The organism is Pseudomonas sp. DW-iso17, assembly GCF_058725345.1.
Map to the genome: position 1 here is coordinate 84,234 of NZ_JBZXEA010000005.1, position 12,363 is coordinate 96,596.

Below are 12,363 nucleotides of genomic sequence, written 5' to 3' on the forward strand. Positions count from 1 at the left end.
TCTCCTCACCCTCGTCGTAGGTTCACACAGCCCATCAGCGTACATGAAACGTCCAAAACCCCGATTCAGGAGCAGGGGCCGGCCAGCCTTGACGGCCAGGCTTAGCTGACACGTAAAACACGCCACTGATTCGTCGACGCACGCTATCAAATTCTTCAAGGGTGCCTTATGATGCAAACACGTCAAAATTTGGCGCGTTTCGATCCTAAGCTAGAGGTGTTAATGATTTACTCCTTCGGGGCGACAAACTATTTCTCTTTCAAGGAAGGTATGGAGATATCTTTTGAGCTCTCTGCGAAGACTCCTAAATCTATTTCTAACGGTCTCAAAGCGTCGACAGTGCTTGGAGTAAAAGGCGCTAACGCGTCTGGAAAAACCAACGTACTAAAAGCTCTATCGTTCATTTCGCGCTTTATAACGAAGTCTTTTTTTCTTAAAGAAAATGAAGAGCTTGGGTTTAAGAGTTATTTTACAAACGAAAACCCCAGTGAATTCTATGTTGACTTCGAGTTAGACTCAGTCAGATACTCTTATGAGCTAACCGCCACTTCAAAAAAAGTGATTCGTGAAGCCATATATAAAAAATTACAGAGAAAAACACTTCTAGTTGAGCGTAGAAACAACAAAATAGCCAAACGAATTGAAGATCTTTCGGCTATAGATCTGGTAGAGCTGAAGTCCAATGCATCTCTAATATCTACAGTCCTTCAGTACAAGCTAAAAAGCACGAATTCAGACATAAAAAAAATATCTGAATATTTTTCAAGTTTTTCTGGAAACATGACTGCCTTAGGTGTCGTTCCCGATGAATATGTATTCGATCAGGGCTCCGCATCTGAGTTTTACGCTACTAACGACGAAGCATTTGAATTCACCAAAAAAATTCTGCGAAATAGCGATCTAGGGATTGACGATATTGTTCTGCATAAGTTTGAAAATCCTGCTGGAAAAACGGAACATCTCCCAATCTTCCGCCACAAATTAAGTGATGGATCTACGAGACATTTGACCTCTTATGATCAATCTAGCGGAACAATGGCGCTTTATAGAAGACTGGGCATTTACTGGTGCATGTTAGTCACGGGAGGCGTACTCATGATGGATGAATTTGATCAAAACTGCCATCCCATGCTGCTACCACAGCTTATAGACCTTTTCCAAGACCCTAGCATCAACACTAAAAATGCTCAGTTTTTGTTTACGGCACATAACTCCGACATTATTGATTACCTCGGTAAGTATAGGACTATTCTTGTAGGGAAAGAGTCCGGTGAAAGTTTCTCATACCGACTGGATCAAATTCCAGGCGACTTGATTCGAAACGATCGATCTATTGCTGCTCTATACCGAGAGGGTAAAATTGGTGGAATTCCCCGTATATGAGTAAATCAAGGAAGTTCGGGAATAGTAGAACAACTGGATTTATTGCTAGAATTCCAGCCATCAGTATGGAGAGCTCAGGGATAATTGAGCGTTGCAAATTTAATTTCTCTTACCTTGACTTGAGCAAACCTGAAGCATTGCAGGATGAACTATCATTGGTTTTTTTCAATGAGATGTTTGAAAAATTAAAGCATTACTCCATGTACCCGATTGCACATTGGACTACAGAAGCTGCCGGTCGAGGGAACGGCACAATGTTGGAAATTTACGGTTCTTTCCCAAAGAAATCTGATTTTGTGCACCCTACCAGCGTACCTCACGACGCTATCTGGGGCAGGTTCAGAATGGACAGAACTGTTCGACTCGCAGGTTTTTTTGTTCCAAACGAATTAAATCATAAACTCTGCGCGCGGGAAAAATTCCGATTTTGTACCAATACCTTCTATGTGGTCTACGTGGATTTACACCACCGTTTTTATATCACCAAGTAAAATTGCCCACGCTATATAGAAAGCTCCATAAAAAGAACTTTCTATATAGCCCTTCACAACACTAGTTCAAAATGCAAAGTGCCCATTTCGGTCGTATCAACTGTTGCTATCCCTTATCCTGAGCGTTCCCTATGACGACAGAAGGGGGCAAAGAATTTGAGCACCTCAGCCAATTTCCATTCTGTGATATCGCTTCCAGCTAGAGGACGTTAACTAGCGTGTCGGTGCCACTACATTCGAATACGTAAAATCACTGAGCGATCATATAAAGTGTCACGTCTTGTGGGTGGTTCAACTTTTTATGTTGACCCCTGGGGATCGGGTTAGGAGGGTTAGTTTTTTTCCGGGAGCCCTGAAAGCCTTGTTTGTTGCGGCTTTTCGAAGGGTTGGCAAGGTTAGCTTTTTGGTTAGGTCTGGTTAATTCCTAACCTTTATTAGTGTTAAATATTCAAAACATTAATTCCTTTAAAAACAATCACTTATGAATTAATAACCTTCAACCTAACCCAACCTAACCTATCAAAGTTAGGTCTCAAGCCCAACAAACACAGGCCTTCCAAGTCACGACATCCCCCTCAAAAAAAAACTAACCTTTTTCCCGAGACACCTACAGAATTCAGCCGTCCGTCCGTGCTTAATAAGCGATGCGCAAAACATCCACCTTTGCAGGGTTACGCAGGTTTCTGGCACCTCCAAAACGCCAAGCAAGCGCCCAGCCTGAGCCGCCGAGAGTGGTCTGCAGGTGTGCAGAAAAAACGACCCATTTAGCCCGCAGGCGAGGTGGGGGGACGACGGCGCGCGCCAGGTGCAGACCATCCTACAGACCGCCTGTAGCACGTCACTCCCCCAGCCTGATGTGGCACGCCAGTTCCCCGAGCGGTAGCCGTGCCAGTAGGGCCGGCGACATGTCCTGATGCCGCCGAGCTACGACACGCCAGTCAATACATCGGGATACGGTCACGCCCCCGTATTTATTGACTGAAACGTCGCTTCCGGTTGTTGTGACACCACGAAAATGCTATGTTGAGATGGGCTTTTTCATGTCGTAGAAGCCCAAACTTTCATCCTTCCCCTGCTCACTTTTCAGCTCTCCGACCCCACTTTCGCCTACAGCTCGTCGGCTCAAATCGCGGCGCATTTAAACCTCGATTACTGTACGCACATACAGCTATTGAGATTCCCGCTATGAACGTTGACATGGACACCGATGATTGGCTCGGTTGCCCCACTCCACTTGAGATGTACCAGCACCAATGCTCAATCCTCGTAGATGAGCTGGTGGAGACAGAGCGCATGCTGCGTCGAGCGCGGGAGAATATCGCTGGCTTGGTGCAGATGAATGACCTGCTGATGGCAGGCAAGGCGGATGCGGAAGAAAGGTTGGCAGCGGCTGAAGAAAAGATCAGCATGCTGGAACAGCAGTACTCGTTTGCCTCAGTGCAAAGCGTGAAGATTATTACCGGGCAACGAGACCATTTGCTCAGGGAGAATCAGCGACTGCTGGTCGAGCTTAGCGTTTACAAGCAGCCATTAGCCTAACTCGTCGGCATAGGCCGCTACTGCTTCCTCAGTCAGCTCCCGCCACTCACCTTCGTTGATCAGTCCCTTGTGCTTGAGGTCGTCAGCCAGGGCGAGCCGCGTTTCGTATCGCTCCTCGGGAGTGGCCGATATAAATGCGGGATCGTTACGCAGCGCAAACCACGCCTCCATTGCGTTCACCTGATCAATGTTGATCGCCACGACGAATACCTCGAGCCAGTGTCTACAGTGTAGAGATTGGCCGGGCACCGGCTGTTCATCGGCGCCGACGAGCGGAGATGCTTATGTGCGGGAGACTTTCGCAGTACCGGGGAATCCACGACTTCGTTGCAGCGCTGAGTATGCCCAATGCTCTGGCGAACTCCGTGGGTGATCAGCCGATAGAGCGCTACAACGTCGCGCCGACAACTACGGTTGCGCTGCTGCACCTGCAGGGCGACCTGCTACACGCTGATCCGGTGCGCTGGGGGTGGAGGCCGCATTGGGCGAAAGATCGCACCGCGCCGATCAATGCCCGCGTGGAGAAGGTAGCCCACGGCCCGTTCTTCCGGGAGATCTGGCCACATCGTGCAATCACGCCTATCGACAACTGGTTTGAGTGGGTAGATGAAGGTGGACCCAAAAAGCAGCCCTACCTGATCCGCCGGCGGGATGGTGCGCCGATATTCTGTGCGTCCATCGGCCAGATGCCTGACCCCGATGAAGGACCAGGCGAGCATGACGGCTTCGTGATTATCACCGCCGATAGTGCCGGCGGCATGGTGGATATTCACGACCGAAGGCCCGTGGTGTTAACCCCGGACCTGGCCCGCGAATGGCTCGACCCGGCAACGCCCAAGGAACGCGCCGAGCAGATGGTGTTGCACCAGGGCGAACCCGCCGAGGCCTTTGAGTGGTTCAAGGTTGACGTCGCGGTGGGCAACATGAAGAACAAACAGGCCGGTTTGATCCGGCCCTTGATTTAGAAAAGTCCGCCGAAGGCGTTCGGCTCCCAGTTCATGATCACCAGCTCGCCGGTAACTTCGGCCTTCGCCTGGCGTTGATTGGCCGTGCTGTATCGAATATCCACCGTTTCGAAGTGGAACCCCTCAAACACCCGCCTGATATCGGGGTGATCGTTGATGCTCACCATCACCTTGCCCTTGCAACGCCGCATGAACTCGGCCATCCGCTCGTAGTTTTCGAAGGCGAAGTCCACGCCATAGCCGGCGGTCTGCCAATACGGTGGGTCCATGTAATGGAAGGTATGTGGCCGGTCGTAGCGCTCGGCGCACTCAAGCCACCCGAGATTCTCGACGTAGGTGCCGGACAATCGCTGCCAAGCTGCAGACAGGTTCTCCTCGATCCTCAGCAAGTTAATGGCCGGCCCCGTGGTGGCGGTGCCGAAGGTTTGTCCACTGACCTTGCCGGCGAAAGCATGGTGCTGCAGGTAAAAAAACCGAGCAGCGCGCTGGATATCGGTAAGGGTTTCCGGCCGGGTCATCTTCTGCCACTCAAACACCTGCCTGGAGCTGAGCGCCCACTTGAACTGGCGCACGAACTCTTCCAGGTGGTTCTGCACGACGCGGTACAGAGTCACCAAGTCGCCGTTGATATCGTTGAGAACTTCAACCGGCGCAGCCTGGGGACGCATGAAGTAAAGCGCGGCGCCGCCAGCAAAAACCTCGACGTAGCATTCATGGGGTGGAAACAGTGGAATTAGACGATCTGCCAGGCGGCGCTTGCCGCCCATCCACGGGATAATTGGTGTGCTCATAAGTGATCCTTGTTTTGAAAATTGGATTCGCTTAGGCTTCGCACCCCCTGCGCAGTGGGGCGAGGCCTTGGTTGGAGCACTCGGCACGTTCGAGTGATTCAGCGTCGAGCGGGTGTTAGCGCACCAGCTCGTCGCCTCGTTTACTGCGCGGGGGTACTAATCCTCCCCCGCTCCAAGTTCAAAGGGCTTGAAGCGCACGACTTCTTCGCCGACCCAATCATTAAGAAGGGCCAGGCGTGTCTGAATCGGCTCAAGTTCCAGGGTGGCCCAGACCTCCCCCGCTTCTTTCGGCGAGCCGAAGCCCCCCGCATTTTTCGGCACGATGCCCATCAGTTGGGGATAAACCCGCAATGCGGCCAGTACATCGCCCTGGGTCTGATCCTTGATCGAGTTGAATTCGTCTTTGGCCGACACCTCGCTGACCGGGATCAGCTGGATGCCTTCCTTCTTCCCGTTCGGCGCGTACACAAACAAGTTGCGAAAATTGCCGGGGCCTTTGGAGTTTTTCAGCGCGACGCGTAGGTCTTCGATGTCGGACTCGTTTTGCGCCGCGTCCGTCATGTACAGGATGAAACCAGCGTGACTACCGTTCTCGTAATACTTGCGGCGAAATAGCGTCGCCGACTGATTCAACAGTGCCGACTGCAGCGCACAGAGCCATTCCGGCAGCCCGTAAATTTCTTGGTGTAGATCCAGCTCACGCAAATGGAAAATGCTGCCCTGGTCAAATTCGTGTTCATGCTTCCAGCCATGCACTTGGAAAAATCGCTCGTCCTTGCCTACCCGCATGTACTTCGCCAGCGAGGGCTTGAGAGCCACAGGCGTGCCCAGCAATGATCGCCGCGCCTCTATATAACCGTTGCCGAGCGCCAAATAGTCCTGAGCGTATTGGTCAAACGCCTGTCGGCTCAGCAGCTTGTGCGGTATGAACGTGCGGGTCAGTTGGTTACGCTTGAACCGCAACCCCGAGTCGAGGTGAACGCTGGCCTTAACCGACCGGGCAAGTCCATCCAGCGACAATGGGGGCTCATACCAGCGCCCGTTAAACCAACACTCCAACGAGTCGAATATCTCCCTGGCCGACAACACCGACTCTGGCTCGCCGAACGTGAACGCCACCGACTTGTGTTCACTCACAGCCTGTTCCGTGGCAACCGCCACCTCATTGTTTGTACTCATCAAAAAAGCTCCATCCGCCCGGTATTGGCAGCGGTCTGCCCTTCGAGCGGTTCGTGGTGTAGTGCATGGAAAAGTGCCCAGGCCAGGTCGGCGTGGCCGGTTGATTCGCTACGTCCAGCGGTATAGGTGAACTGCCGGCCGCTGGCGGTGATGGTTTTGCGGATTGCCATCAATGACTGCGCGAAGTCCGTCCAGCCAGCATCGAACTCCAATCGACCCTTATTGATCACGTCATAGGCCTTCATCACCAGGCGCGACTTCACCTCTGGCGAATAGCTGAACGTTGTCAGTCCGGGGAAGAACTGCCGCACCAGCTGCGCCACGCCAGAGCCCATGCCAGTTACGTCGATCCCGATATAGGTCACCCAATAGCGCTGGGTCACCATGCGGATGGACTCGGCTTGCGCCGCGAAATCCATGCCACGGAACTGGTGCCGCTCAATCACCCGGAACTTACCGCCCGGCACCATCGGCGGTGCCACGACCACCAGGCCGGAGCTATCGCCCGTCTCGGCCGGGTCATAGCCCAACCAAACCTGGCGGTCGGCCAGAGGGCGCGGCGCCAATGGCTTGTAGTCCTCAGCCCACTCAACCCAGCTGTCGACCATGCAAGACTGCAACATCGACAGAGGGAAAATGCTCGCCCCGTCGTCCACAAACTGGCACATCAGCAGATTTTGGAAGGCCGCGGCGTCGTACTCCATGCGCAGCTCTTCAAGGTCAAACCGGTCACAGCCGCGCTGCTCCGCGTCCAAAATCGTGACGATCTGCCGCCACACCTTGTCTTCGCACAGTCTCCCCTGTTGCAAGGCATCGTGGGAAACATCGACAGAGATACGGTTAGCGGCGGGTTTGCCCTTGTTGAAACGCTCCCCCGTCCAGAACGTGTAGGCCTCATGGGCCATGCTCGACGGGGTGCTGAAATAGGTGCGGCGGTACTGTTTCTGCATCGCCATACCCGAGGCGACTTTGTTCAGCTCCTTAAACTTGAACGTCCAGAAGAATTCGTCGAAATAGAAATTGCCGTGGTAGCCCTGTGCGGTTCGGGCGTTGGTACCCAGGAAGTGCAGCTCGGCGCCGTTCGCCAGTGTGATTGGGTCACCGGTCAGCTCAACGCCGACAACTTCCCTGGAAAAGGACTGAATATACGACTTGAAAATGTGGGCCTGATTCTTCGACGCTGACAGGAAAATCTGGTTGCGGCCAGTCGTGATGGCATCAATCAACGCCTCACGGGCAAAGTACCAAGTCGCCCCGATCTGCCGGCTTTTAAGGATGGCCCTGGTGCGCTGATTGCCAGCCTTGTACCAATCCAGCTGATAGCCAAAGCACCCGTCGATAAACGCCTGAGTGAGCAGCTCGATATGCTCTTCACTGAACTCGTTACGGCTTGGTTTTTTCTTCGGTCCGCTGTTGCGGTCATTCAGTTTGGGGTTTAGCTCAGACTCGGTACCGCCACCCTTGAACCTCTCAATACGCGCCTGGCGCTCAAGTTGCCGGTGCAGCAAGTCTATTTCCTTGAAGTCGCCGCTGGTCTTGCTGTCCTTCAGGATCAACTGCACCAACCGCGCTTCCAACGCTCCGCCGATACGCTCGACGTTATCCGCCCTATCCCAATCGTCACGGGCCTTCCAGCTGTGGACGGTCTTCTCTTTTTCGTCCAGGTAGTCGGCAATTTCAGTGATGCGCCAACCCGTCCAGTACAAAAACTTTGCCTGGCGACGGTTATCACGGATGGGAATTTCAGCGAGAGCATTCATGGCGCAGATGCTGCCTCCCGCGCGCGTGGTACACCCGCTCCGCTCCCTGTAGGGGCTCGCTCTACAAGTGCGGCTCGTTGCCCGCGAGGCCGCAGCTACCGACCATACCCACATCGCAACGGCAGTTCGCCGCCATCGCATTGAGGACTCCCCATGGCTAGCAGCACCAAACAGAAATTCCGCTCCAAGTGGACTCGCATTGCCGTTGAAGGCGCGACCACCGATGGCCGCATTATCGAAAAGAGCTGGATTGCCGATATGGCCTCCCAGTACAGCACCAATACCTATGGCGCTCGCATCAACTGCGAGCACATCAAGGGCTACTGGCCCGGCGGCGAGTTCGGCGCGTATGGCGACGTCGTGGCGCTCAAGGCGGAAGAGGTCGAAATCGCCGGCATCAAGAAACTGGCTCTATTCGCCCAACTTGAACCCAACGACGCATTGCTGGCCCTGAACAAGAAAGGCCAGAAGGTTTACACCTCGGTCGAGATCCAGCCGAAGTTTGCCGACAGCGGCAAGGCCTACCTGGTCGGCCTCGCTATCACCGACACCCCTGCCAGCCTGGGCACGGAAGCTCTGAGCTTCAGCGCCATACACGGCACCTTGGCCGGCCGCAAACAGGACAAAGACAACCTGTTCAGCGCCGCAGAAGAAGCCCAACTCGAATTCGAAGAAGTCACCGACCAGCCCAGCGCTTTTGCAGCGATCAAGGCCAAGCTCGGTGAGTTCATCAAACTGAGCAAGGACAAGGAAGGCAAGGACGCCAACACTTTCTCCGATATCGGTGAAGCGTTGGAAAGCCTGGTAACCCTCGCCACCCAGCAGGCTGAACAAGCAGAAGCCTCAAGCAAAGCGCTGGCAGACCTTAAAAAGCAGTTCACCGGCCTGGAAACCGAGCTGAAAACGCTCAAAACCAAGCTGGGCCAAACCGCTGATCTCAGCCAGCAACAGCGCCCACTCAGCACTGGCGGCGACGGCACCGTACTGACTGCTTACTGATCCACGGCCAACACCGACAAGCCTATTCACCGGAGAACACCCCCATGCGTAAAGAAACACGCTTCGCCTTCGCCGCCCTGGCCGTGCAGATCGCCCTGCTCAATGGCGTAGCCAGTGCCCACGAAAAATTCAGCGTTGACCCGAGCATCCAGCAAAAACTGGAAGTTGCGGTGCAGGAGTCTGATGGTTTCCTGAAACAGATCAACATCATTGGCGTCGACGAGCAGTCAGGCGAGGCCCTGCTGCTGGGGGTCAATGGTCCGGTTGCAAGCCGCACTGATACTTCCGGTGGCACCCGCCGCAGCCCGCTGAGCCGTAGCACGCTGAGCAAAGACAGCTACGTCTGCAAGCAGACGAACTTCGACAGCGCGTTTCCCTATGCCCTGCTGGATGCCTGGGCTAAGTTCCCTGACTTCCAAGTCAAGCTGAGCAACGCGATCATCCTGCGCCAGGCCCTGGACCGCATCATGATCGGTTTCAACGGCACCAGCGCCGCTGCGACCACCAATCGTGCGGCCAACCCTCTGTTGCAAGACGTCAACATCGGTTGGCTGGAAAAGATCCGCGTGAGCGCAGATGACCGCGTGCTTGACGCTGCCACCATCGGCCCACGCAAAGTCATCAAGGTTGCGGGCGTCGACACTGTCTTCGAGGGTGATTACGCCAACCTCGATGGTCTGGTGTTCGACGCCATCCAGATGCTCGACCCATGGCACCGCAACCGCCCGGACCTACGCGTTATGGTTTCCCGCAACCTGATGCACAGCAAACTGCTCGCCGCCGTGGAAAAGGGCGCGGACTCCAACCAGGAAGAGAACGCCGCTCAAGAGATTGTCAGCCGCGCCCGCCTGGGTGGCCTGCCAGTGGTCGACGCTCCGTTCTTCCCGGATAACACCGTGCTGATTACCACCCTCAGCAACCTGTCGATCTACTACCAAAACGGCGCCCGTCGCCGTCACCTGAAAGACGAACCCGAGCTGGATCGCATCGCCGACTACCAGTCGTCGAACGAAGCCTACGTCATCGAAGACTTCGGCCTGGTCGCCCTTGTGGAGGGCATCACAGCCGTCAACTACCCAGCACCGACTGAGGCCTAAGAGGCGCGCTATGCACCAGACACCAGCCCAACGCAACCAGCTGCGCAAACGCGCAGCCATTGAGGCCGCTGCAACTGCGCCGGCCACTTCAATGGAAGGCGCCACTGCGTACGAGCATCAACTTGCCCAACTGGCCCAGCACCGCGCGCGTCTGAAGCAGGTGCAGTCCAACCAGGGCAAAGCCGAACTCAAGGCGCTGCTGATTCCCGAGTACGAGCCCTATGTACAAGGCGTGCTGGACGCCGGCAACGGTGCCCAAGACGAAGTGCTCACTACCATCATGCTCTGGTGCATTGATGCAGGCGGCTATCCCGGTGCGCTGCAAATCGCCGAATACGTCATCAAGCACGGTCTGAAAATGCCGGACCGCTTCGAACGCACCACCGGCACCTTGATCGCCGAGGAAATCGCCGAAGCGGCCCTTAAAGCACAAAAGGCTGGCGACAGTTTCCCGCTGTGGATTCTTGAGCAAGCCCAGCGCATCACCGCCGAACAGGACATGCCCGACCAAGCTCGCGCCAAACTACACCTGGCGCTTGGCAAGGCCTTCGCAGCCATTCCTGATGATGCAGTTGCCGAAAACCTGGGAGCCCTGACAGAGGCCAAGAAGCACCTGGCCAAAGCCATCGACCTGCACAGTAACTGCGGCGGTAAAAAAGATCTGGAGCGCGTAGAGCGTCTCCTCAAAAAATACGCTGCCCCAGGCAGTTAACCGAGCGTCCCCACGCACCCCGCCGGCTCGGGGCGGATCGGCCAGGCCGCTCCTCCTGAACGTGAAGCCCCGACCACCGGCGATCTATCGGAGCAGTCATGAACAACGCCTTTGCCAACCTCTACCAGAGTGTTTTCACTCCTACGGAATCCGAACGGCGCATGTCTGCAGCAGCTGAACAGTACGTCGCCGAAACAGAAGAATACGACCGCACCGTTTGCACTGGCCCTGTCATACGCGGCGCCATCATGCCGGCCAACTCGCACGAACGGGGCCTTGCGAATCGCAATGCGGTACGGGCGTTTGACTACCTCAGCACCCAGCACCCCGAATTCACCAGGCAGCAGATCCGGCGTGAGATTTCCCGCACGGACAGCCGGGGCCTTTCCCTATGAGCGCATTTGTAGCCAGCGGCGCCGTCGCAAGCGGTCACATCAACACCGACCCGTTCTGGCCGTCGATTGATTTGGACAACCTGCGGGCCACCCTGCGCATCGACTCCAGTGTCACCCCGCCCCGCCTGGAAACAGCCGTGATTGCCGCTGCCATAAACCTCAACCGCGAACTGAGTGACTGGCGCAATGCTCAACAGGCGGCTGGCTACGCCACGCTGGCAGACGTCCCAGGTGATCGGATCAAGGACGTATCGGTAAATGCCCACCTCTACCGTCGTGCCATCGAAGCCGGTACCGGTGCCGAGGTGTGCGAGCGTTACCGCGACTACAGCGCCACCAACTCCGGCAATGCCAAGGCCGAAGAAACTGCACCCACAATCGACGACTACCGCCGCGACCTGCGCTGGGCAGTCCGTGATTTTCTCGGAAAAAACCGTACCACCGTGGAGCTGATCTGATGCCCGTCACCATCCGCGCCAATCAAAACGAAACTGTCGACGCGCTGTGTTGGCGGTATTACGGCCGAACCGCAGGCGTCACCGAAGCGGTGCTACAGGCCAACCCCGGATTGGCTGATCACGGCCCCGTCTTGCCGCACGGCCTCCCCGTCAACATGCCCGAAGCCCAAACCAGCGCGCCCCAACGGCAGATGGTGAACCTATGGGACTGACCCACTGCTACCAAGGAAACCCACACCATGGCTGATCCAACTTCCAGCGTTGTGTCTGGCCTGCTCATTGGCTTGGGCCTGGCGAGCGTCACGCCAGTCATCGATGACGGGGCGCTATTCGGCGCCATCCTCGGCGCTTGGCTGGTCACAAGTACCAAGCGTGATCTCAAGGTCTGGCAGCGCCTGGGCTCTCTGTTCCTATCGGCCGGGGTGGGCTATCTGTTCGCGCCGATGGCCTTGCAAGCAATCCCGTTCATCACCAGCGGCGGTAGCGCTTTTATCTGTGCCCTGGTGGTCATCCCGATCAGCATCAAACTGATGGTGTGGGTGGAAAAGGCGGATATCTGGGACATCTGGCGTCGAATCCGAGGGGGTGCCTGAT

The 12,363-nt window shown here is 55.6% G+C and carries 15 protein-coding genes; 11 read left to right on the forward strand and 4 right to left on the reverse strand.

Features of this window, described 5'->3' with window-relative positions; genetic code table 11:
* The first annotated feature begins 171 nt into the window (after positions 1-171).
* The 3 genes from AC4PS6_RS04760 to AC4PS6_RS04770 all read left to right on the forward strand — a co-directional run bounded on the left by AC4PS6_RS04760 (position 172) and on the right by AC4PS6_RS04770 (position 3,413).
* Complete coding sequence (locus AC4PS6_RS04760; protein ID WP_492180715.1) at positions 172-1,383, forward strand: AAA family ATPase; 1,212 nt, start codon at positions 172-174, stop codon at positions 1,381-1,383.
* Positions 1,380-1,874, forward strand: coding sequence for a hypothetical protein (locus AC4PS6_RS04765; protein ID WP_492180716.1), 495 nt, complete (start codon positions 1,380-1,382; stop codon positions 1,872-1,874). Before AC4PS6_RS04760 ends, AC4PS6_RS04765 begins: the two co-directional genes overlap by 4 nt.
* A 1,185-nt stretch (positions 1,875-3,059) precedes the next feature.
* On the forward strand, positions 3,060-3,413 hold the full coding sequence (locus AC4PS6_RS04770) for a hypothetical protein (RefSeq protein ID WP_014717578.1): 354 nt from the start codon (positions 3,060-3,062) through the stop codon (positions 3,411-3,413).
* Here the strand turns inward: AC4PS6_RS04770 and AC4PS6_RS04775 are convergent.
* Positions 3,405-3,614 carry a hypothetical protein gene (locus AC4PS6_RS04775; RefSeq protein WP_014717577.1) on the reverse strand — a complete coding sequence of 70 codons (210 nt, stop codon included), beginning with the start codon at positions 3,612-3,614 and terminating at the stop codon, positions 3,405-3,407. The two genes, AC4PS6_RS04770 and AC4PS6_RS04775, sit on opposite strands and share 9 nt — an antisense overlap.
* Positions 3,615-3,697: 83 nt before the next feature.
* Between AC4PS6_RS04775 and AC4PS6_RS04780 the strand changes: the two genes are divergently transcribed.
* On the forward strand, positions 3,698-4,378 hold the full coding sequence (locus tag AC4PS6_RS04780) for an SOS response-associated peptidase family protein (RefSeq protein ID WP_492180717.1): 681 nt from the start codon (positions 3,698-3,700) through the stop codon (positions 4,376-4,378).
* On the opposite strand, the gene AC4PS6_RS04785 is transcribed toward AC4PS6_RS04780, so the two are convergent.
* From AC4PS6_RS04785 to AC4PS6_RS04795, 3 genes are all read right to left on the reverse strand, one after another.
* Positions 4,375-5,169: a DNA adenine methylase gene (locus AC4PS6_RS04785; protein WP_492180718.1), complete on the reverse strand. Its 795-nt coding sequence runs from the start codon at positions 5,167-5,169 to the stop codon at positions 4,375-4,377. The two genes, AC4PS6_RS04780 and AC4PS6_RS04785, sit on opposite strands and share 4 nt — an antisense overlap.
* 156 nt (positions 5,170-5,325) lie before the next feature.
* Positions 5,326-6,348 (reverse strand): phage portal protein, encoded by a 1,023-nt coding sequence (locus AC4PS6_RS04790; RefSeq protein WP_200599985.1) that lies wholly within the window; start codon positions 6,346-6,348, stop codon positions 5,326-5,328.
* A complete protein-coding gene (locus AC4PS6_RS04795) occupies positions 6,348-8,108 on the reverse strand; it encodes a terminase ATPase subunit family protein (protein ID WP_492180719.1) in 1,761 nt (586 codons plus the stop codon). Before AC4PS6_RS04795 ends, AC4PS6_RS04790 begins: the two co-directional genes overlap by 1 nt.
* A 153-nt stretch (positions 8,109-8,261) precedes the next feature.
* Between AC4PS6_RS04795 and AC4PS6_RS04800 the strand changes: the two genes are divergently transcribed.
* The 7 genes from AC4PS6_RS04800 (at position 8,262) to AC4PS6_RS04830 (ending at position 12,362) form a co-directional block, all read left to right on the forward strand.
* Entirely contained in the window at positions 8,262-9,107 is an 846-nt protein-coding gene (locus AC4PS6_RS04800) for a GPO family capsid scaffolding protein (protein WP_492180720.1), read from the forward strand.
* Positions 9,108-9,151: 44 nt separating this feature from the next.
* Entirely contained in the window at positions 9,152-10,204 is a 1,053-nt protein-coding gene (locus AC4PS6_RS04805) for a phage major capsid protein, P2 family (RefSeq protein ID WP_200599982.1), read from the forward strand.
* A gap of 10 nt (positions 10,205-10,214) precedes the next feature.
* Entirely contained in the window at positions 10,215-10,916 is a 702-nt protein-coding gene (gpM, locus tag AC4PS6_RS04810) for a phage terminase small subunit (protein WP_492180721.1), read from the forward strand.
* Between the two features lie 98 nt (positions 10,917-11,014).
* On the forward strand, positions 11,015-11,311 hold the full coding sequence (locus AC4PS6_RS04815) for a hypothetical protein (RefSeq protein WP_492180722.1): 297 nt from the start codon (positions 11,015-11,017) through the stop codon (positions 11,309-11,311).
* Complete coding sequence (locus tag AC4PS6_RS04820; RefSeq protein ID WP_492180723.1) at positions 11,308-11,769, forward strand: head completion/stabilization protein; 462 nt, start codon at positions 11,308-11,310, stop codon at positions 11,767-11,769. Before AC4PS6_RS04815 ends, AC4PS6_RS04820 begins: the two co-directional genes overlap by 4 nt.
* Complete coding sequence (locus AC4PS6_RS04825) at positions 11,769-11,981, forward strand: tail protein X (protein ID WP_103451534.1); 213 nt, start codon at positions 11,769-11,771, stop codon at positions 11,979-11,981. Before AC4PS6_RS04820 ends, AC4PS6_RS04825 begins: the two co-directional genes overlap by 1 nt.
* Before the next feature lie 27 nt (positions 11,982-12,008).
* On the forward strand, positions 12,009-12,362 hold the full coding sequence (locus AC4PS6_RS04830; RefSeq protein ID WP_103451533.1) for a putative holin: 354 nt from the start codon (positions 12,009-12,011) through the stop codon (positions 12,360-12,362).
* Position 12,363: the final 1 nt, after the last annotated feature.